Raw genomic sequence first — 20,727 nt, 5'->3', positions numbered from 1 at the left:
GCAAGCGGAGGATAAAAAAACCATTAGGAGGAACACAATCATGGCAGTAATCTCTATGAAACAGCTTCTTGAAGCTGGGGTACACTTCGGTCATCAGACGCGTCGTTGGAACCCGAAAATGAAACCTTACATCTTCACTGAAAGAAACGGTATCTACATTATCGATCTTCAAAAAACAGTGAAGAAAGTCGAAGAAGCTTATAACTTCGTTCGTGACATCGCTCAGGACGGTGGTAAAGTTCTTTTCGTCGGTACTAAAAAGCAAGCGCAAGATTCCGTTAAGGATGAAGCAATCCGTGCTGGTCAATATTACATCAACCAACGCTGGTTGGGTGGAACGCTTACGAACTTTGAAACAATTCAAAAGCGTATTAACCGCCTGAAGAGCCTTGAAAAGATGCAAGAAGACGGTACTTTTGAAGTACTACCTAAGAAAGAAGTTATCCTTCTTAAAAAAGAAATGGATCGCCTTGAAAGATTCCTAGGTGGTATTAAAGATATGAACGGCGTTCCAGACGCATTGTTCGTAATCGACCCTCGTAAAGAGCGTATCGCTATTGCTGAGGCTCGTAAGCTTAATATCCCTATCGTTGCGATCGTGGATACAAACTGTGATCCAGATGAGATCGACTATATTATCCCTGGTAACGACGATGCAATCCGTGCTGTGAAACTTCTAACTGCTAAAATGGCTGACGCTGTGATCGAAGTTAGCAAAGTAGAAGAAGAAGCAGAAGTTGAAGCGGTAGAAACTGAAGAAACATCTGTATAAGAACACAAAGGGGTGATAAAGGGGAACTCTAACCCCTTTATCACCTTTTTTTAACCCAAAAGGGTATGGCTACATATCATAATTCAAGGAGGAATTACTAATGGCAGTAACAGCTCAAATGGTAAAAGAATTGCGTGCGCAAACTGGTGCAGGAATGATGGATTGCAAAAAAGCACTAACAGAAAACGACGGTGACATGGACAAAGCAATCGATTGGCTACGTGAGAAAGGGATTTCTAAAGCAGCTAAGAAAGCTGACCGCGTAGCAGCTGAAGGTCTTGCTAGCATCGCAGTAGAAGGTAATAAAGCGGTTATCGCTGAAATTAACTCAGAAACTGACTTTGTCGCTAAGAACGAAAGCTTCACAACGTTGATCAATGACATTGCTCATCACCTTCTTCAAGCAAACCCAGAGTCTGTTGACGCAGCTCTTGAAAGTAAAATGGAGAACGGACAAACTGTTACAGAATTCTTAAACAATGCAATTGCTAAAATCGGTGAGAAAATTTCTCTTCGTCGTTTCCAAATTGTTGAGAAAACTGATGCAGATGCATTTGGTGCATACCTTCACATGGGTGGACGTATTGGCGTTCTAACACTTCTTGAAGGCACAACTGACGAAGAAGTAGCAAAAGACGTAGCAATGCACACAGCTGCTGTTAACCCTCGTTTCGTATCTCGTGATGCTGTTCCAGCTGAAGAAGTTGAGCGCGAGCGCGAAGTACTTAAGCAACAAGCTTTAAACGAAGGTAAGCCAGAGAAAATTGTTGAGAAAATGGTAGAAGGACGTATCAACAAATTCTTCGAAGAAATTTCCCTTGTTGATCAGCCGTTTGTTAAAGACACTGATCAAAAAGTTGGTAAGTACGTTGCATCTAAAGGCGCTACTGTAAAAGGCTTCATCCGCTACGAAGTTGGCGAAGGCATGGAGAAACGTGAAGATAACTTCGCTGAAGAAGTTATGTCTCAAGTGAAGAAGTAAAACAATGATAGGGAACACGATGTGTTCCCTATTTTTCAAGAACAAATACTGATAAACATGCTGGAGGGTTAAAATGAGCGGAGCCAAGTATGAACGCGTTGTGTTAAAATTAAGCGGAGAAGCATTGTCCGGTGGAGAAGGTCAGGGAATCTCACCTTCAATCGTTCAGTCCATCGCATCACAGGTGAAGGAAATTCATGAAATGGGTGTAGAAGTTGCCGTCGTTGTTGGTGGTGGAAACATCTGGCGTGGAAAAGTAGGCAGTGAAATGGGAATGGATCGTGCTACTGCTGATTATATGGGTATGCTTGCAACGGTCATGAATTCTCTTGCGATGCAGGATAGTTTAGAGAGTATTGGAGTTGAAACACGTGTTCAAACTTCAATCGAAATGAGACAGGTAGCTGAACCATATATCCGTCGTAAAGCCATTCGTCACCTTGAGAAAAAACGCGTTGTCATTTTTGCGGCAGGTACTGGTAACCCATACTTCTCGACAGATACAACGGCAGCTCTCCGGGCAGCAGAGATTGAGGCAGATGTTATTTTAATGGCGAAAAACAACGTAGATGGCGTTTATACAGCCGATCCAACTGTTGACGCTACTGCGAAAAAGTATGACACGCTTTCTTACCTTGATGTGCTCAAGGAAGGGCTAGCTGTAATGGACTCTACAGCTTCTTCACTATGTATGGACAACGATATTCCACTTGTTGTCTTCTCGATTATGGAAGAAGGAAATATTAAGCGCGCCATTTGTGGCGAAGAAATTGGAACAGTCGTAAAGGGGAGAGATTAAGATGCCGAAAGAAACGTTAAAAAGTGCTGAAGAACGTATGCAAAATGGAATTTCAAGTTTGAAGCGTGAACTAGCAACCCTACGAGCAGGAAGAGCAAACGCTTCTCTACTTGATAAAATTCAAGTGGATTACTACGGTGCTCCTACGCCCGTTAACCAGCTTGCGGGAATTTCTGTTCCAGAAGCGCGTATGCTATTGATTCAACCTTACGATAAAACAGCGATTGGCGATATTGAAAAAGCGATTCTTAAATCTGATCTAGGTCTAACGCCTTCCAATGACGGAAATGTGATTCGTCTTACAATTCCAGCTCTAACGGAAGAGCGTCGTAAAGATCTTGTGAAGCTTGTTAAGAAATATGCTGAAGATGGCAAAGTAGTCATTCGCAACATTCGCCGTGATGCTAACGATGAGTTGAAAAAGAAAGAAAAAGATGGCGAGATCACAGAAGATGAACTTCGCCGTGGCAATGACGATGTTCAGAAACTTACTGACAAGTATGTAGCTGAAGCTGACAGCATTGCGGCTGATAAAGAAAAAGAAATCATGGAAGTCTAATTCAATAACATGTAAAATAAGATAATAAAAGGACCCTCTTTTCCCACAGGGGGTTTTTTTGTTAAGTAAGTGACACAATGGAGGATTTGCAATGCTTGGGAAGTTCTCGAACTGGATGAGAAAGAATGAAGATGAGGAACAATTAGAAATTAACACATCTGCTAATATCCCAGGGCATATTGCGATCATTATGGATGGCAATGGACGCTGGGCCAAGAAGCGAGGTCTCCCACGTGTGGCTGGCCACCGTGAAGGTGTGAAGGTTGTGAAGAAAATTGTTCGAAAAGCAAATGACTTAGGTGTACAATACTTAACGCTTTATGCCTTTTCAACCGAAAATTGGAAACGACCGAAAGAGGAAGTAGACTTTTTGATGAAGCTCCCAGAACAATTTTTACTTAGCCATCTGCCAGAATTAATTGAGCAGAATGTACAAGTAAGAATAATGGGAGAACGAGAGCAGCTACCCCCCCACACGTTCAAAGCCATTAGTAAGGCAGTGAATGAAACGAAAGACAATACCGGATTAATTCTTAATTTCGCACTCAATTATGGCAGTCGTCATGAAATGAAAACAGCCATGCAGCGGTTATTAAGTGACGTGAAAGAGGGGATACTGACGGAAGAAGAGATTACGGAAGAGAAAATTTCTTCCTATTTACTCAGCAGTCAATACCCGGATCCGGATTTACTTATACGGACAAGCGGAGAAATTCGCTTAAGTAACTTTATGCTCTGGCAGCTGGCTTATACAGAACTTTGGTTTACAGAAGTTCTTTGGCCAGATTTCACAGAGCACCATTTTCTTGAGGCCGTACAGGAATATCAGCGTAGAGGAAGACGTTACGGCGGGGTGTAAGTGTAGGAGGACATTAACGTAATGAAACAACGAGTTATTACGGGTGTGATTTTTGGCGCCCTTTTGTTAGGAATGATTGTTGTAGGAGACTGGCCATTCATTCTATTGATGGCGCTAGTTGCCACAATTGGAATGGTGGAACTGTTACTAATGAAGAAAATCACATTGGTCTCACTTCCTGGATTACTTGCCATCGTTGGAACGTGGATTCTTGTCATGCCTGATGCCTGGATTGCTTCATTAACATCATCTGTATTTACCAAAATTGATCTCTTATTCTTCGGATTGCTCATTTTACTTGCAATGACGGTTCTAACGAAAAATAAGTATAGCTTTGATGAAAGCTCTTTTATTATGATGGCATCACTCTATGTTGGTTTAGGTTTCTATTACTTCACAGCAACAAGGTACTTAGGTGATAGTAATATAGGCGGCATGATCCATTTGTTTTTTATTATCTTCTTAATATGGGCGTCAGATTCTGGAGCCTATTTTGTGGGACGATCACTAGGCAAGAAAAAACTTTGGCCACACATCTCACCGAACAAAACAGTAGAAGGTGCGGTTGGCGGAGTGGTGATGGCAGTAATTGTGGGGATTGTTTTCCAACTGATCTATCCTGTATATGATTCCATGATTGTCGTTCTGATTGTATCTGTGTTAACGTCTGTTTTTGGACAGATTGGTGACCTTGTTGAATCTGCATTTAAGCGTCATTATGGAGTGAAAGATTCAGGCAGTATCTTACCAGGACACGGAGGGATACTTGATCGATTTGATAGTCTCATATTCGTTCTCCCCCTTCTGCATTTACTTAACCTGGTATAGACGAAACAGAGTGGATTGGAGGAACGGTTCGTTTGAAGAAAATTAGCTTACTCGGAGCATCTGGTTCGATCGGTGTTCAGACTCTTGATATTGTGAGAATGCATCCTGACATGTTCTCTCTTGTAGCGATTTCAGTTGGGAAAAATGTCAAGAAAGCGGTGGAAATAGCAGAGGAATTTAAGCCGAAGTTATTATCTGTCCAAAAAAAAGAAGATGCTGAATCACTCAGAAGAACCATTTCAAGAAAAACGAAAATTGTATATGGCGAGGAAGGGTTATTAGAAGTAGCCTGCCATCATGAATCAACCGTTCTCGTTAATGCGATTCTTGGGAGTATCGGACTTTCTCCGACTCTATCAGCAATTGAGCAGGGAAAAACGATTGCGATTGCGAATAAAGAAACGTTAGTAACAGCGGGGCACCTTGTAACGGAAGCTGCCAAAAAACATGGATCTGCCCTTTTGCCTGTGGATAGTGAGCATTCAGCATTATTCCAATGTTTGAATGGCGAAAAGCAGGACCAGATGGAGCGGCTTATATTAACTGCATCAGGTGGTAGCTTTCGCGATAAAAAACGCGAAGAACTAGCAGGTGTTAGTGTTAATGACGCCCTCAATCATCCTAATTGGTCAATGGGAGCAAAGATTACAATTGACTCAGCTACAATGATGAATAAGGGACTTGAAGTGATTGAAGCGCATTGGTTGTTTGGCACGCCATATGATCAAATTGATGTATTGCTTCATAAAGAAAGTATTATTCATTCAATGGTAGAGTACATAGACGGAAGCGTCATGGCGCATCTAGGTACTCCGGATATGCGAATTCCAATTCAATATGCACTTAGCTATCCTGATCGACTTGAAATCAGAAATGCAAAACGGTTAAACTTATGGGAAGTCGGTCAATTACATTTTGAGAAAGTGGATTTTGACCGCTTCCGTGCATTAAAGCTAGCTTATGAAGCTGGCCGTGCTGGAGGTTCTCTTCCGGCCGTATTAAATGCAGCAAATGAAACAGCCGTTGCCGCATTTCTAGAGGGTAAGATCGATTTCTTAACGATCGAAGAGCTCGTAGAAAAAGCGATGGAGAAGCATGAAATCATTCAAAATGCTTCGCTTGAAGAGATCCTTGCAGTTGATTCTGAAACAAGATTACGAGTTCAGTCATTAATTAAATAAAGGTGGTAAGTGAATATGAACACTGTGATTTCGATCATTATCATATTCGGAGCACTCGTTTTTATCCATGAATTGGGTCACTTGCTTCTCGCAAAACGTGCGGGGATCCTGTGTCGAGAATTCGCAATAGGCTTCGGACCAAAAATCTTCACATTTAAAAAAGGGGAGACGGTTTACACAATCAGACTCCTCCCTCTCGGTGGATTTGTCCGAATGGCGGGCGAAGATCCTGAAATGATTGAATTGAAACCTGGCCAGCGCGTCGGTCTTCTCTTTAATGCTCAAAACAAAGTTGAAAAGATTGTGATTAACCAAAAATCAGCTTATCCTAATCTTAAAGAAGTAACAGTTGAAGAAGCGGATCTCGAGCGTGGCCTTTATATTAAAGGATATGAAGGGGAAGATGAACCAGCCGTTGTTTACCCGATTGATGAGACCTCTCATTATGTAATGGACGGTTCTGAGTTTCAAATTGCGCCATACGATCGTCAATTTGGAGCTAAATCGCTTTGGGATCGTTTCCTGGCTATTTTCGCTGGTCCAGTTATGAACTTTTTATTAGCGATTGTTATTTTTATTGCGCTTGGTTTATTACAAGGAACACCGACGAATCAAGTGAAAGAAGTCGTTGACGGAAGTCCCGCTGAACAAGCAGGTATGATCAATGGTGATGTGATTACTGAAATCAATGGAACTGAAATAACGGGGTGGAATCAAATGACCTCGATTATTCAGGAAAATGCTAATAATCAGCTTGGTTTTAACGTAGATCGTGATGGAGAGAACGTTTCTTTATCGATTACGCCTGAGAAACAAGAGCTATCTGAGAACCAGTCGGTTGGTCGAATTGGTGTTGCACCTGAATATCAGGTGAATTTCTTGGATTCCATTGTCTTTGGATTTACCTCAACCTATGAATTTGGGAAAGCGATCTTTGTAGGACTTGGTCAACTTGTTACGGGTCAACTTTCCATCGATGCTTTCTCTGGACCAGTAGGTATTTATAGTTATACGGAAGAAGCAGCATCCGGTGGTCTTTATGTCCTAATGAGATGGGCTGGCTTCTTAAGCATTAATCTCGGGATCTTTAATCTATTGCCGCTTCCGGCACTTGATGGAGGAAGACTTCTTTTCATTGGTGTTGAAGCATTGCGAGGAAAGCCAATCGATCCCCAAAAGGAAAGCCTTGTTCACTTTATTGGCTTTTCGTTCCTCATGTTGCTGATGTTAGTCGTAACATGGAATGATATCCAACGCTTCTTTTTATAAGAGCGACGGGACCCGTTTTAAGAATGAAATGAGGTGCAGGAGATGAAACAATCAAAATACTTTAATCCAACCCTTCGTGACAATCCAGCTGATGCAGAAATTAAAAGTCATCAGCTCCTTGTCCGAGCGGGTTTTATGCGTCAAAATGCGTCTGGTATTTATTCATACCTTCCATTAGGAAAAAAAGTATTAATGAAAATCGAAGAAGTCATTCGAAAAGAGCTTGATGACGTTGGGGCACAGGAGCTTTTAATGCCAGCCATTCAGCCAGCGGAATTGTGGCAAGAAACAGGACGTTGGGATGTCTATGGACCTGAACTAATGCGACTGAAAGACCGTCACGGTAGACCATTCGCGCTAGGTGCCACACACGAGGAATTAATCACTAGTCTTGTGCGCGATGAGCTAAAATCGTACAAACAGCTGCCAGTAACGTTATACCAGATTCAAACAAAGTATCGAGATGAGCGTCGTCCGCGCTTTGGATTGCTACGTGGAAGAGAGTTTATTATGAAAGATGCTTACTCTTTCCATTCTTCTGATGAGCAGCTTGATGAGGCGTATCAAACGATGCACAGCGCGTATAGCCGCATTTTTACAACGTTAGGTTTAAACTTCCGACCGGTGGTAGCCGATTCAGGAGCCATGGGCGGTAAAGATACAGAAGAATTTATGGCCCTTTCTAGCGTTGGAGAAGATACGATTGCATACAGTGACTCTTCTGATTATGCAGCCAATATCGAGATGGCAAAGGTCCACGTTACTTATCAGAAACCAGATGAGGCAGAAGCTCCTTTAACTGAAGGAGAAGGTGAGTCTTCAGCAGATCGCCAAATTCACGCAACCTTACTTAAAGTACAAGAGGAAACCATTCTTGCCCTAGTAAGAGGCGATCATCAATTAAATGACATTAAGGTGAAAAACCTTTTTGGCACGGATATGGTTGAAGAAATAAACGAAGAAGTAGATGCGAACGCATTTACTGGCAAGATCATAGCAGATCATGCAGTTCGTACGATTGTTAATGGATCATTAACGGGTAAGCATGCATATCAAAATGTTAACCCGGATCGTGATCTTAACATCGAACGTTACGAAGATCTTCGCTTTATCCAAGAAGGAGATCCATCTCCTGATGGGAACGGAACGATTGTATTTGCAGAAGGCATTGAAATTGGACAGGTCTTTAAACTAGGTACGAAATATAGTGAAACAATGGGAGCTTCTTATCTTGATGAAGGCGGGAAAGCGAAACCGATGATCATGGGCTGTTACGGCATTGGAGTCTCAAGAACACTTGCAGCGATTGCGGAACAAAACGCAGATGACAATGGACTAAGATGGCCACTAGCTGTCACTCCGTTCCATGTTCACTTGATTACGATAAACGTGAAAGATGATGAACAGACAGCTTTATCTGATCGCCTCTATGATTCGCTACGTGATGAGCGTTACGATGTCCTTTATGACGATCGAAAAGAGCGCGCAGGTGTTAAGTTTAAAGATGCCGATCTTATCGGACTTCCAATCCGAGTGATTGTAGGCAAGAAAGCGAACGAAGAGATAGTCGAAGTAAAGCGAAGAGATACTGGTGAGTCTAAGGAAGTTTCTGTTAACGACCTAAACGAGACAATCCAGCAGCTTTTAACACAAATGAACTAAAACTGTGGATAGGTGCCAGTGGTACCTTCCACCTTTTTTTTCGCTACCTCTTCATATTTAAAGAAGGAGGAAGAATTGAATGGACCAGGATTTAAACATACGGAAAGAACGTCTCCAGCTGCTCCTTCAACAAATATCGGTTCCGGATAAATTCGTTGACTATTTCAAGGATGGTTACATTTCAAAGTTAACGGTATATAAAGAAACAAGGAAGTGGCATTTTGATTTTCACTTTCCTGATGTTCTTCCTTTTCATGTTTACGAATTATTTAGAAGTCGTTTACAAGACGGATTAAAGCATATTGCCGAAGTTACCTATAGCATTTCAACAGAGTCAGGTGGAAATGAAGACCTTGCAATGGCCTACTGGGAAAACGTTGTGGAACTGATGCAGGACCACTCTGCTTCATTAACGAATGTTTTAAAAAGTCAAACTCCGAAAATAAGTGGAAATAAACTGATGGTTACGGTACGTAATGAAACAGAGGCGGCGATTGCAAGAAGAAAGTTATCGGCACCGCTAGCAGAGTGTTACACGAATGCCGGCTTTCCGAAATACATGCTTGAAGTAGAAGTGAAAGCATCTGAGCAAGATTATCAGAAATTTGTTGAACAAAAGCAGCAAGAAGATCAGTCCAAAATGATGGAAGCATTAATTGAAAAAGAAAAAGCCGATAAATCTTCTAACAAAAATGTACCAGATTCGCTCGTCATTGGGTACAAAATTAAAGAAGACCCTGTTCCGATTGAAACGATCCAGGATGAAGAGCGTCGAATTGCTGTTCAAGGTTACGTGTTCCACGCCGAAACGAAGGAACTGAGAAGTGGTCGTACGTTACTAACATTTAAAATTACGGATTACACAGATTCGATTCTTGTGAAAATGTTCTCTCGCGATAAAGAAGATGTGCCGATTTTAGAAGCGGTTCGAAAAGGAATCTGGGTGAAAGTACGCGGCGGCATTCAGAACGATACGTTTGTACGCGATCTTGTCATGATCGGAAATGATTTAACAGAAATCAAACCAGACTTGCGACAGGACGAGGCCCCTGAAGATGAGAAGCGAATTGAACTTCATGCCCATACACAAATGAGTCAGATGGATGCGGTGAGTACAGCTGGGGGCTTAATCTCCCAGGCAGCTAAATGGGGGCACCCTGCCATTGCAATTACCGATCATAACGTTGTTCAATCATTTCCAGATGCCTATGCTGCTGGTCAGAAGCACGGCATTAAAGTGATTTATGGTCTTGAAGCCGATCTTGTCGATGATGGTGTACCGATGGCTTATAATGAAGCTGACCGAGATCTTGAAACGGGTACGTACATCGTTTTTGATGTTGAAACAACCGGACTTTCTGCTGTTTACAATAAAATTATTGAACTGGCTGCAGTTAAATTTAAAGATGGAGAAATTGTAGATAAATTTGAGCGGTTTGCGAATCCGCATCACCCGCTTTCCTCCACAACCATTGAACTAACGGGTATAACCGATGATATGGTGATGAATGCACCTGAGATAGAAGACGTTATTAAAGATTTTCATGAATTTATGGGAGATGACATTCTCGTTGCCCATAATGCTAGCTTCGATATGGGGTTTTTAAATGTTGGATTACGTAATGTCGGTTTAGGTGAAGCAACTAACCCGGTCATTGATACGCTCGAATTGGCACGTTTTCTTTATCCAGAAATGCGTAATCACCGATTAAATACGCTTTGTAAAAAGTTTGATATTGATTTAACACAGCACCACCGAGCAATTTATGATGCGGAAGCTACAGGCTATTTACTTTGGAAATTGGTGAAGGATGCGCTTGAGCGGGGAATTACAAATCACAACATGCTAAATGACAATATGGGGCAGACCGGCTTTCAGCGAACGCGTCCATCTCATGCGATCATTCTGGCAAAAAATGATGTTGGCTTAAAAAACTTATTTAAACTTGTTTCCTTATCGCATATTGATTATTTTTATCGAACGGCTCGAATACCTCGCTCTAAGCTTGAAAAGTACCGAGAAGGGCTTCTCATTGGTTCCGGATGTGATAAAGGAGAAGTTTTCGAAGGAATGATGCAAAAGTCTCCTGAAGAAGTAGAGGACATCGCAAAGTTCTATGATTACCTTGAAGTGCAACCTCCTCAAAATTACATGCATTTAATTGAGAAAGAGCTTGTACAGGATGAAATGGCGTTACGAGAAATTATCGGTAAAATTGTAAAGCTTGGTGAAAAATTGAATAAACCTGTCGTAGCGACTGGTAACGTACACTATCTTGAGCCAGAAGATCATATTTACCGAAAAATATTAATTAAAGCGCAAGCGGGTAATCCGTTAAATCGCCAAACGCTACCGCAAGTACATTTTAGAACGACAAATGAAATGCTCGACTGCTTCCATTTCCTTGGTGCAGATAAAGCGAAGGAGATTGTCGTACAGAAACCACAGGTAGTGGCGGATTTAATTGATGACATTAAACCGATTAAAGACGATCTTTACACACCTCGAATTGAGGGTGCTGATGAAGAAATGCGTCAAATGAGCTACAGTATGGCTAGAAGCATTTACGGGGAAGAACTTCCAACCATTGTTGAAGAAAGACTTGAGAAAGAATTGAAGAGTATTATCGGTCACGGATTTGCTGTTATCTATTTGATCTCACATAAGCTTGTAAAAAAATCTCTAAACGATGGCTATCTAGTAGGGTCTCGTGGTTCAGTAGGTTCTTCTTTCGTTGCAACGATGACTGAGATAACTGAAGTAAATCCACTGCCGCCACACTACGTCTGCCCTTCTTGTAAGAAGGCACAGTTCTTCGATGATGGGTCAGTAGGATCAGGGTTCGATCTTCCTGATAAAAACTGTGAAGATTGCAACATCCCTCTTACAAAAGATGGTCACGATATTCCATTTGAAACGTTCCTTGGATTTAAAGGGGATAAGGTTCCCGATATTGATCTAAACTTCTCAGGTGAATATCAACCTCGTGCCCATAACTATACAAAGGAACTGTTCGGGGAGGATAATGTGTTCCGTGCAGGAACAATAGGTACTGTTGCTGAGAAAACGGCATACGGATACGTGAAAGGCTACATGGGTGACCATGACCTTCATTATCGAGGGGCTGAGATTGACCGACTTGTTTCTGGTTGTACAGGTGTGAAGCGAACATCTGGGCAGCATCCTGGCGGTATTATCGTCGTTCCAGACTATATGGATATTTATGATTTCTCACCAATTCAGTTTCCAGCAGATGATAAGACATCAGCCTGGAAAACGACGCACTTTGACTTCCATTCCATTCACGATAATCTATTAAAGCTCGATATTCTCGGACACGATGACCCCACCGTTATTCGTATGCTTCAGGACTTAAGTGGTATTGATCCGAAAACCATTCCGACTGATGATGCGGAGGTTATGAAACTTTTTAGCGGAACAGAATCTCTAGGCGTTACGCAGGATCAAATTATGTGTAAAACGGGCACGTACGGTATTCCAGAGTTCGGAACACGCTTCGTACGTCAAATGCTAGAAGATACCAAGCCGAGCACGTTTTCTGAACTTGTTCAGATTTCGGGACTATCTCACGGCACCGATGTATGGTTAGGAAATGCACAGGAGCTCATCCAAGCAGGAACATGTAACCTGAGTGAAGTAATTGGTTGTCGTGATGACATTATGGTTTATTTGATTTATAAAGGTCTTGATCCATCCCTTGCGTTTAAAATCATGGAGTTTGTGCGAAAAGGCAAGGGATTACAAGAAGAATGGGTCGCGGAAATGAAGAAGCATGACGTGCCTGACTGGTACATTGATTCTTGTTTAAAAATCAAGTACATGTTCCCGAAAGCCCACGCGGCTGCGTATGTCTTAATGGCTGTTCGGATTGCTTATTTCAAAGTACATCATCCGATTCTTTTCTATGCGGCTTATTTAACGGTAAGGGCAGATGATTTTGATATCGATACAATGGCAAAAGGATCGAATGCGATTCGAGCGAAAATCGAAGAGATTAACGAAAAGGGTCTTGATGCATCACCAAAGGAGAAAAACCTCTTAACAGTAATGGAGATTGCGCTCGAAATGTCAGAACGCGGTCTTCGGATGCAGAAGGTTGATCTATACCGATCAAAAGCCGCTGAATTCGTTGTTGATGGGGATTCACTTATACCTCCATTTAACTCTCTACCAGGCGTTGGAACAAATGCGGCGATAAATATTGAAAATGCGAAAGAAGCCGGCGAGTTTCTTTCGAAAGAAGATTTACAGCAGCGAAGCAAGATTTCAAAGACCGTCCTAGAGTATTTAGATGATCATGGATGTCTTGAAGGTCTTCCAGACGCGAACCAGCTTAGCTTATTCTAATGAAGCCCCTTCGCTTCTCTGTTGAATTGGTTATATGAGTATGGTATAGTAATTGTGGAAATACTAGTGAATACACACGCGACGGAAGAGTGGGGCTATCCCACTCTTTCGTTTTCGATTGGGACCCTGCTGTACAGGATCAGAAAGGAGGACAACCAATGAATGAAAATGTGATTACGGTTACTGAAGAACTAGTAAAACCAATAGTAGATGAAATGAACCTGGAACTTGTAGATATAGAATTCACGCAGGAAGGCAAGAATTGGTTTCTCCGTGTCTATGTCGATTCTCCTCGAGGTGTTGATATTGAGGAGTGCGGGACAATTAGCGAAAAGCTAAGTGAACAGCTTGATAAACATGATCCAATTACACAACCTTATTTCCTAGAAGTATCCTCACCTGGTGCTGAACGTCCGTTGAAGAAAAAGACTGATTTTGAAAAAGCGGTAGGGAAGCAAGTCTATATGACTACTTACGAGCCAATAGACGGAGAGAAAAGCTTCGAAGGTAAGCTTTCTGATTTCGATGGTGAAACGGTTGTGATTGAACAGCGAGTGAAAACGAGAGTTAAAAAGGTAGAATTACCTTATGAAAAAGTAGCAAGCGCAAGGCTTGCGGTTGTTTTTTAATTAAAGGGGAGAATGAAAAATGAAGAGTAGTGAGTTATTAGATGCGCTAACCATTCTTGAAAAAGAAAAGGGCATCAGCAAGGATATCATCGTTGAGGCGATTGAAGCAGCCCTTATTTCCGCATATAAGCGAAATTTCCACCAGGCACAAAATGTAAGAGTGGACTTTAATCAGGACACTGGTTCGATCCGCGTATTTGCTCGAAAAGATGTCGTAGAAGAAGTGGAAGATTCACGTCTTGAGATTTCACTAGAAGATGCGAAAGACATTGATCGTCAATATGAACTAGAAGACATTGTGGAAATCGAAGTAACGCCTCGTAATTTCGGTCGTATTGCAGCTCAAACAGCGAAGCAAGTCGTTACTCAGCGTGTCCGTGAAGCAGAGCGTGGGATCATATTTAGCGAATTTATTGAACGCGAAGACGATATCATGACTGGAATTGTACAGCGTCAGGATCATCGTTTTATTTATGTTGACCTCGGACGAATTGAAGCACTTCTCCCTGCAGGTGAACAAATGCCTAACGAAACGTATCATTCTCATGATCGTATTAAGGTGTATGTAACAAAAGTTGAAAAAACAACCAAAGGGCCACAGGTGATGGTTTCAAGAACTCATCCTGGTCTTCTTAAGCGTTTATTTGAACTTGAAGTGCCAGAAATTTTTGACGGCACAGTAGAAGTAAAGTCAATTTCACGAGAAGCTGGTGATCGTTCTAAGATTGCGGTCCATGCAGAAGATCCTGAAGTGGATCCAGTAGGCTCTTGTGTTGGACAGCGTGGACAACGTGTTCAAGCGATCGTAAACGAGCTAAAAGGTGAGAAAATTGATATCGTTAGCTGGTCTGAAGATATCGTTGAGTACGTAGCAAATGCGTTAAGCCCTTCCAAAGTACTTAAAGTAAATGTTGATGAAGAAAATAAGATGACACAGGTTATCGTTCCAGACTATCAGCTCTCTCTTGCGATCGGGAAGCGCGGTCAAAATGCGCGACTAGCAGCGAAGCTGACCGGATGGAAAATTGATATTAAAAGTCAATCTGAAGCGGAAGAGCTCGGCATTTACAGTGCTGATGACGCTCCTCTTTTTGAAGAGAATGACGCAGAAGATTCTGAGTTAGATTAAGCAAGATCGGGAGAGGTGTCCATCGTGCAAAAACGTAAAATTCCTATGCGGAAATGTGTCGCCTGTCAAGAAATGAAGCCAAAAAAAGAGCTCGTTCGAATTGTTCGTTCACCTGAAGGGGTTATATCAATCGACCAAACGGGTAAAAAGAATGGACGAGGCGCATACCTTTGCAACAAAGAAGAGTGTTTCACTCTTGCTAAGAAGCGTAATTCCTTAGCGGCTCATCTTAAAGCAGAAGTGACAGAAGACATTTATGCTGACCTCGCAGAATCGCGGTCAAAATAAATGAACAATAAGAATTGGGAGTCACTTTTAGGACTCGCGCAGCGCGCTGGCAAAGTCGTGTCTGGAGAAGAGCTTGTGGTGAAGGAAATTCAGCGCAAGAGCGCTAGACTCGTTCTAATTGCGGGTGACGCGTCTGACAACACAAGAAAGAAAATTACGGATAAAGCAACTACTTATAAAGTCCCAGTATGTTTTGTTACAGGGCGCTATGAGCTTGGTCACGCAATTGGCAAAGTTCAACGAGTCACGATAGCCGTTACTGATGCAGGGTTTGCGAAGAAGCTTCACGCGATGCTCGATCAATAACACGGGGGTGATCGTATGAGTAAGATGCGAATTCATGAATACGCAAAAGAACATAATACTACTAGTAAGGATGTTATCGAAAAGTTAAAAAGCATGAATATTACGGTAAACAACCATATGTCTGTGATTGACGATCAGGCGATGGCTAAGCTTAATAACAATTCGAAACAATCCAAAAAGGGAAGCGACAAAAACAGTATGGAAAATAAAAACAATCGAAACAACCCAAAAGCAAATGCAAATCAAAAGAATAGTAAAAGCGCACCAAATAATCGTCGAGGCGGACGCCGTCCAAACCGCCGTGGAAAAGGACAACCTCCTAAAAACACAGCGGCTCCAAGAAGACTGCCTTCTAAAGTAACATTTATTGGTTCACTTACAGTTGGCCAACTTGCTGAAAAGCTAGGTAAAGATGCTTCTGAACTTATTAAAAAGTTAATGGGTCTTGGTGTTATGGCTACCATTAACCAGGAACTAGATAAAGACACAATGGAGCTCATTTGTGATGATTACGGTGTTAAAGTCGAAGAAGAAGAGCTGTTCGAAGTAACGGATCTTGATAATTACACAAGTGAAGACGAAGAAGGTAAGCTTGTAGAGCGTCCTGCCGTTGTTACCATTATGGGTCACGTTGACCATGGTAAAACAACGCTACTTGACGGAATCCGTGATACAAAAGTAACTCAGGGTGAAGCAGGCGGTATTACCCAGCACATCGGTGCTTACCAGATTGAAGAGAACAATAAGAAAATCACATTCCTCGATACACCTGGACACGCAGCATTTACAACAATGCGTGCACGTGGAGCAAAAGTAACGGATATCACTGTTCTTGTCGTAGCAGCTGATGATGGCGTCATGCCACAAACGGTTGAAGCGATTAACCACGCAAAAGCAGCGGAAGTGCCAATTATCGTTGCTGTTAATAAGATGGATAAAGAAGGTGCAAATCCTGACCGAGTAATGCAAGAGCTAACGGAGTATGAACTCGTATCTGAAGAATGGGGCGGGGACACGATTTTCGTTAATCTTTCTGCTATTAAGCGTGAAGGAATCGATAATCTTCTTGAAACGATTCTTTTGATTTCTGAAGTAGAAGAATTTAAAGCAAATCCAGATAAGCTTGCTACTGGTACTGTTATTGAAGCTCAGCTTGATAAGGGACGCGGACCGGTTGCAACGCTACTTGTTCAAGAAGGTACGCTTAAAGTTGGCGATCCTGTCGTAGTAGGGAATACGTTTGGACGTGTGCGTGCAATGGTTAACGACCTTGGCAAACGCGTGGATGCAGCGGCACCGTCGACTCCAGTAGAAGTGACAGGACTTAGCGATGTACCACAAGCAGGCGATCGTTTTGTTGCATTTGAAGACGAGAAAACAGCACGACAAGTTGGGGAAGCACGTAACCAGCAGCAAATTGAAGCTCAGCGTAAAGAATCTTCTAAAATGAATTTAGATGATCTATTTGACAAGATTCAGCAAGGTGACGTAAAAGATATCAACGTTATCGTAAAAGCGGACGTTCAAGGTTCTGTTGAAGCGCTCGCCGGTTCACTTCAAAAAATTGAGGTAGAAGGTGTGAAGATCAACATTATCCACACAGCTGTAGGTGCAATTACAGAATCAGACATCATTCTTGCCTCTGCTTCTAATGCAATCATTATTGGATTCAACGTACGCCCAGATTCAAATGCGAAGAAAGTAGCTGAGTCAGAGCAAGTTGAAATCCGCCTACATCGCGTCATCTACACGGCTATTGAAGAAATCGAAGCCGCAATGAAAGGTATGCTCGATCCAGTTTATGAAGAGAAAGTAATTGGTCAAGCAGAAGTACGTGAAACGTTTAAAGTTTCTAAAGTAGGTACGATTGCTGGTTCTTACGTAACAGAAGGTAAGATTACGCGTAATTCTGGCGTTCGTGTGATTCGCGACGGCATTGTTGTCTTCGAAGGCGAAGTCGATACGTTGAAACGTTTTAAAGATGACGCGAAAGAAGTGGCAAAAGGATACGAATGTGGGATTACACTTGCGAAATTTAATGATGTAAAAGAAGGCGACATTATTGAAGCCTTTATCATGGAGGAAGTAAAGCCTAAGTGATAGGATATGTCGAATGTGAATGCATCATTTATGATGCGCAATCCTTGAAGGAAAAAAGAGCTGTGCTTCAGTCGGTTATAAGCCGTCTGAAGCACAACAATCTCGCTATTTCTGAGCTTGATAGCCAGGATTTATGGCAACATACTGTCATTGGTATTGTGACAACGGCTTCGAGCAAAACGGCGTGTGAGCGTGAGCTTCAGCGCGCCATTTCATTGATTGATTCACGTCCTGACATCGAACTCACTCGCGCAACTTATGAGTGGCTTTAGGAAAGAAACGAGGTGTAACGATGAGTAATGTTCGCGCAAATCGTGTTGGTGAACAGATGAAGAAAGAGCTTGGTGATATAATCAGCAGGAAGATTAAAGACCCGCGCGTAGGTTTCGTTACAGTAACAGCAGTAGAAGTTACGAATGATCTACAGCAAGCAACGGTATTTATTACTGTCCTTGGTGACGAAGAGAAGAAAGAAGCGACCTTGAACGGCCTCGCGAAAGCAACTGGTTTTATCCGTTCTGAGATCGGGAAGCGTATCCGTCTTCGTAAAACACCGGAAATTTATTTTGAATTTGATGAGTCGATTGATTATGGGAACAAGATCGAACGACTTCTTGCAGATTTAAATCAAGCGGATGAGTAGGAAGGAAAGGATAGGCAGGAATGTCTATCCTTTCTCTATGTCATCAGAGTGAAAGGAGGAAGAGAATGAACGGAATATTACCTTTAAAAAAACCGGCGGGAATGACTTCTCATGATTGTGTCGCCGTGACAAGAAAGCTTTTGCACACAAAAAAAGTTGGTCATACGGGAACACTGGATCCTGATGTAACAGGTGTTTTACCGTTATGTATTGGAAGAGCAACAAAAGTAGCTCAATATATGACAGATTTCTCGAAAACGTATGAAGCCGTGATTACACTTGGGTTTTCAACGACAACGGAAGACGCATCTGGCGATAAAGTGGAGGAAAAGAAGGTAGAGAAAATTCCTTCAACGAACGAAATTGAAAAAGCACTTGCTGCGTTCAGAGGAAAGATTGAGCAAGTTCCGCCTATGTATTCAGCCGTTAAAATAAATGGGAAAAAACTATATGAGTATGCATTTAAAGGAGAGGTTGTTGAGCGTCCGTCTCGTCAAGTGACCATTCATGAGCTTGATCGAATTGGTGAGGTAAGAGAAGAAGATGGAACTATTTCAATTCCTGTACGAGTCACTTGCAGTAAGGGGACTTATATCCGAACACTTGCTGTTGATATTGGTGAGTACCTTGGCTATCCAGCTCATATGTCTTTTTTAATTCGAACGGCTTCTGGCCCATTTAAACTAGAAGAATGTTTGACATTTGATCAGATAAAACAGATGATAGAAGAGGAAACGCTCTCTCTCTTCCCGATGGAATATGCTCTTTCCACCATGCCATCATTAACAGTAGCACCTGAGCTTGAAGCAAAACTTCAAAATGGAGCTGTACTTCCTCAGGTGGATGAGATGACAGACGATCGGCTTGTTATGTACAATAATAACGGAGAAGCAATAGCAATCTATCAAAAACATCCTGAGAAACCTGGCTTAATGAAGCCTGAGAAAGTGTTTTCGAGATGAAGTAAGAAGGTGAAACCGTTGAAGACTATTTATTTATCGCATCCACATCAATTAAAAGCTGACCATCCAGCGGTCATGGCGCTAGGGTATTTTGATGGCATTCACCGTGGTCATCAGAAAGTAATTTCGACTGCGAAAAAGATTGCTGATGAGAAAGGTATTGAGTCAGCAGTGATGACGTTCTATCCTCACCCTTCAGTCGTTTTAGGGAAGTCCACTCCTCAAACAAAAGCCATTACGCCGCTTGATGATAAAATCGACCTTATTGAAGGCATGGGGATTGATGTTCTCTATATTGTGAAATTTGACCAAACCATTGCTGGAATCACCCCACAACAATTTGTAGACGATTATCTTATTGCTTTATCTGTCGTACACGTTGTCGCTGGGTTTGATTATACATATGGAAGCAAAGGAAGAGGTACAATGGATTCGCTTCCTTTCCATTCGCGAAATCAGTTTGATCAAACCGTTATTGATAAAGTTTCACAGCAGGATGAAAAAGTTAGTTCAACTCTTATTCGTTCATATATACGTGATGGTGCAGTGGAGAACGTTGAAGCCGTTCTTGGTCGCCGCTATGTTGTAAAAGGAACCGTGGTCCAGGGAGATCAGCGTGGCCGTACAATTGGATTTCCGACCGCAAACGTTGATCTTAAGGACGACTACCTTGTTCCGGCTACAGGGGTCTATGCTGTTCGGATGCGCGTTAAAAATGAGTGGATGAATGGTGTCTGTAACGTAGGGTATAAACCAACGTTTTATGAAGAAAAGCCAGATCAGCCGTCACTTGAAGTGCATGTATTTGATTTTAGCGGTGACTTATATGGTCAGCAGGTTGAGGTTGAATTTCATCAAAAGATTCGAGGAGAAGTTAAATTCTCATCGGTTGATGATCTGATTGCTCAAATTGGTCAAGATGCGAAAGATGCAAGGAAAATCTTGAAATAGATTTCCCTTGCATTTTAGAACAAAAACCTGTAATCTATTATCTGTACGACAAGTACACAACCTATACTGGGCAATCGAGTCACCGACGTTTGCGCGGTATCAGGGGATTAGAAATTAAGGAGGTGAAACGGATGGCAATCACACAAGAGCGTAAGCAAGAGCTTATCACTAAGTTCAAAACTCACGAGAATGATACTGGTTCTCCAGAGGTTCAAATCGCTGTCCTTACTGAGGAAATCAACAATTTGAACGATCATCTACGTTTCCACAAGAAAGACCACCACTCTCGTCGCGGTCTTCTTAAGATGGTTGGTAAACGCCGTAATCTTTTAACGTATCTTCGTAACAAAGACGTTACTCGTTACCGCGAACTTATCAAAGAACTTGGTCTACGTCGATAATGATTCAGAAAAGCGGGATATTTCCCGCTTTTTTATTA

General features: G+C 42.0%; 20 protein-coding genes. All 20 read left to right on the top strand.

From position 1 onward, the window contains the following. The first annotated feature begins 40 nt into the window (after nucleotides 1-40). The 20 genes from rpsB (at nucleotide 41) to rpsO (ending at nucleotide 20,689) form a co-directional block, all read left to right on the top strand. Nucleotides 41-772 carry a 30S ribosomal protein S2 gene (gene rpsB, locus LC090_RS12235; RefSeq protein WP_159782362.1) on the top strand — a complete coding sequence of 244 codons (732 nt, stop codon included), beginning with the start codon at nucleotides 41-43 and terminating at the stop codon, nucleotides 770-772. A gap of 100 nt (nucleotides 773-872) precedes the next feature. Then, the gene (tsf, locus tag LC090_RS12230) at nucleotides 873-1,754 is read left to right on the top strand and encodes a translation elongation factor Ts (RefSeq protein WP_226658303.1); all 882 of its coding nucleotides are present in this window, start codon (nucleotides 873-875) and stop codon (nucleotides 1,752-1,754) included. Between the two features lie 73 nt (nucleotides 1,755-1,827). Beyond that, nucleotides 1,828-2,553: a UMP kinase gene (pyrH, locus tag LC090_RS12225; protein WP_226658302.1), complete on the top strand. Its 726-nt coding sequence runs from the start codon at nucleotides 1,828-1,830 to the stop codon at nucleotides 2,551-2,553. Between the two features lies 1 nt (nucleotide 2,554). Then, nucleotides 2,555-3,112 carry a ribosome recycling factor gene (gene frr / locus LC090_RS12220; protein WP_226658301.1) on the top strand — a complete coding sequence of 186 codons (558 nt, stop codon included), beginning with the start codon at nucleotides 2,555-2,557 and terminating at the stop codon, nucleotides 3,110-3,112. Between the two features lie 91 nt (nucleotides 3,113-3,203). Further along, nucleotides 3,204-3,971: an isoprenyl transferase gene (locus LC090_RS12215; protein ID WP_425590651.1), complete on the top strand. Its 768-nt coding sequence runs from the start codon at nucleotides 3,204-3,206 to the stop codon at nucleotides 3,969-3,971. Between the two features lie 21 nt (nucleotides 3,972-3,992). After that, entirely contained in the window at nucleotides 3,993-4,799 is an 807-nt protein-coding gene (locus LC090_RS12210) for a phosphatidate cytidylyltransferase (RefSeq protein WP_226658300.1), read from the top strand. 32 nt (nucleotides 4,800-4,831) lie between these two features. After that, nucleotides 4,832-5,980 carry a 1-deoxy-D-xylulose-5-phosphate reductoisomerase gene (dxr, locus tag LC090_RS12205; RefSeq protein ID WP_226658299.1) on the top strand — a complete coding sequence of 383 codons (1,149 nt, stop codon included), beginning with the start codon at nucleotides 4,832-4,834 and terminating at the stop codon, nucleotides 5,978-5,980. 15 nt (nucleotides 5,981-5,995) lie between these two features. Further along, nucleotides 5,996-7,249, top strand: coding sequence for an RIP metalloprotease RseP (gene rseP, locus LC090_RS12200; RefSeq protein ID WP_226658298.1), 1,254 nt, complete (start codon nucleotides 5,996-5,998; stop codon nucleotides 7,247-7,249). Nucleotides 7,250-7,291: 42 nt separating this feature from the next. After that, nucleotides 7,292-8,911, top strand: a complete 1,620-nt coding sequence (locus LC090_RS12195) for a proline--tRNA ligase (RefSeq protein ID WP_226658297.1) — start codon at nucleotides 7,292-7,294, stop codon at nucleotides 8,909-8,911. A gap of 79 nt (nucleotides 8,912-8,990) precedes the next feature. Continuing rightward, a complete protein-coding gene (locus tag LC090_RS12190; RefSeq protein WP_226658296.1) occupies nucleotides 8,991-13,280 on the top strand; it encodes a PolC-type DNA polymerase III in 4,290 nt (1,429 codons plus the stop codon). A gap of 158 nt (nucleotides 13,281-13,438) precedes the next feature. Further along, nucleotides 13,439-13,909: a ribosome maturation factor RimP gene (gene rimP / locus LC090_RS12185; RefSeq protein WP_224600117.1), complete on the top strand. Its 471-nt coding sequence runs from the start codon at nucleotides 13,439-13,441 to the stop codon at nucleotides 13,907-13,909. Between the two features lie 19 nt (nucleotides 13,910-13,928). Next, nucleotides 13,929-15,038 carry a transcription termination factor NusA gene (gene nusA / locus LC090_RS12180; RefSeq protein ID WP_226658295.1) on the top strand — a complete coding sequence of 370 codons (1,110 nt, stop codon included), beginning with the start codon at nucleotides 13,929-13,931 and terminating at the stop codon, nucleotides 15,036-15,038. 24 nt (nucleotides 15,039-15,062) lie between these two features. Next, nucleotides 15,063-15,326 (top strand): RNase P modulator RnpM, encoded by a 264-nt coding sequence (rnpM, locus tag LC090_RS12175; protein WP_273850401.1) that lies wholly within the window; start codon nucleotides 15,063-15,065, stop codon nucleotides 15,324-15,326. Further along, the gene (locus LC090_RS12170) at nucleotides 15,327-15,632 is read left to right on the top strand and encodes a YlxQ family RNA-binding protein (protein WP_226658294.1); all 306 of its coding nucleotides are present in this window, start codon (nucleotides 15,327-15,329) and stop codon (nucleotides 15,630-15,632) included. Nucleotides 15,633-15,647: 15 nt separating this feature from the next. Further along, the gene (gene infB, locus LC090_RS12165) at nucleotides 15,648-17,732 is read left to right on the top strand and encodes a translation initiation factor IF-2 (RefSeq protein WP_226658293.1); all 2,085 of its coding nucleotides are present in this window, start codon (nucleotides 15,648-15,650) and stop codon (nucleotides 17,730-17,732) included. Beyond that, entirely contained in the window at nucleotides 17,729-18,004 is a 276-nt protein-coding gene (locus LC090_RS12160) for a DUF503 domain-containing protein (RefSeq protein WP_098443390.1), read from the top strand. The genes infB and LC090_RS12160 overlap by 4 nt, the downstream gene beginning before the upstream one ends. Before the next feature lie 20 nt (nucleotides 18,005-18,024). Beyond that, nucleotides 18,025-18,375, top strand: a complete 351-nt coding sequence (gene rbfA / locus LC090_RS12155) for a 30S ribosome-binding factor RbfA (protein WP_098443391.1) — start codon at nucleotides 18,025-18,027, stop codon at nucleotides 18,373-18,375. A 65-nt stretch (nucleotides 18,376-18,440) separates the two neighbouring features. Further along, a complete protein-coding gene (gene truB / locus LC090_RS12150) occupies nucleotides 18,441-19,337 on the top strand; it encodes a tRNA pseudouridine(55) synthase TruB (protein WP_226658292.1) in 897 nt (298 codons plus the stop codon). Between the two features lie 18 nt (nucleotides 19,338-19,355). After that, a complete protein-coding gene (gene ribF, locus LC090_RS12145) occupies nucleotides 19,356-20,288 on the top strand; it encodes a bifunctional riboflavin kinase/FAD synthetase (protein WP_226658291.1) in 933 nt (310 codons plus the stop codon). Between the two features lie 131 nt (nucleotides 20,289-20,419). Then, the gene (gene rpsO, locus LC090_RS12140; protein ID WP_048309782.1) at nucleotides 20,420-20,689 is read left to right on the top strand and encodes a 30S ribosomal protein S15; all 270 of its coding nucleotides are present in this window, start codon (nucleotides 20,420-20,422) and stop codon (nucleotides 20,687-20,689) included. Nucleotides 20,690-20,727: the final 38 nt, after the last annotated feature.

The sequence above is a fragment of the Guptibacillus hwajinpoensis genome (assembly GCF_020524165.1).
Classification (GTDB): Bacteria; Bacillota; Bacilli; order Bacillales; family Guptibacillaceae; genus Guptibacillus; species Guptibacillus hwajinpoensis_D.
Note: the sequence above shows the minus strand (reverse complement) of the source record. Positions and strands in the feature narration are given on the sequence as shown.

Coding starts and splice junctions, on each gene's coding strand:
- tsf (WP_226658303.1), top strand. CDS start 873: ATGGCAGTAACAGCTCAAATGGTAAAAGAATTGCGTGCGCAAACTGGT.
- LC090_RS12170 (WP_226658294.1), top strand. CDS start 15,327: ATGAACAATAAGAATTGGGAGTCACTTTTAGGACTCGCGCAGCGCGCT.
- LC090_RS12195 (WP_226658297.1), top strand. CDS start 7,292: ATGAAACAATCAAAATACTTTAATCCAACCCTTCGTGACAATCCAGCT.
- pyrH (WP_226658302.1), top strand. CDS start 1,828: ATGAGCGGAGCCAAGTATGAACGCGTTGTGTTAAAATTAAGCGGAGAA.
- rseP (WP_226658298.1), top strand. CDS start 5,996: ATGAACACTGTGATTTCGATCATTATCATATTCGGAGCACTCGTTTTT.
- rimP (WP_224600117.1), top strand. CDS start 13,439: ATGAATGAAAATGTGATTACGGTTACTGAAGAACTAGTAAAACCAATA.
- frr (WP_226658301.1), top strand. CDS start 2,555: ATGCCGAAAGAAACGTTAAAAAGTGCTGAAGAACGTATGCAAAATGGA.
- rbfA (WP_098443391.1), top strand. CDS start 18,025: ATGAGTAATGTTCGCGCAAATCGTGTTGGTGAACAGATGAAGAAAGAG.
- rpsO (WP_048309782.1), top strand. CDS start 20,420: ATGGCAATCACACAAGAGCGTAAGCAAGAGCTTATCACTAAGTTCAAA.
- LC090_RS12210 (WP_226658300.1), top strand. CDS start 3,993: ATGAAACAACGAGTTATTACGGGTGTGATTTTTGGCGCCCTTTTGTTA.
- rpsB (WP_159782362.1), top strand. CDS start 41: ATGGCAGTAATCTCTATGAAACAGCTTCTTGAAGCTGGGGTACACTTC.
- truB (WP_226658292.1), top strand. CDS start 18,441: ATGAACGGAATATTACCTTTAAAAAAACCGGCGGGAATGACTTCTCAT.
- LC090_RS12190 (WP_226658296.1), top strand. CDS start 8,991: ATGGACCAGGATTTAAACATACGGAAAGAACGTCTCCAGCTGCTCCTT.
- infB (WP_226658293.1), top strand. CDS start 15,648: ATGAGTAAGATGCGAATTCATGAATACGCAAAAGAACATAATACTACT.
- LC090_RS12215 (WP_425590651.1), top strand. CDS start 3,204: ATGCTTGGGAAGTTCTCGAACTGGATGAGAAAGAATGAAGATGAGGAA.
- nusA (WP_226658295.1), top strand. CDS start 13,929: ATGAAGAGTAGTGAGTTATTAGATGCGCTAACCATTCTTGAAAAAGAA.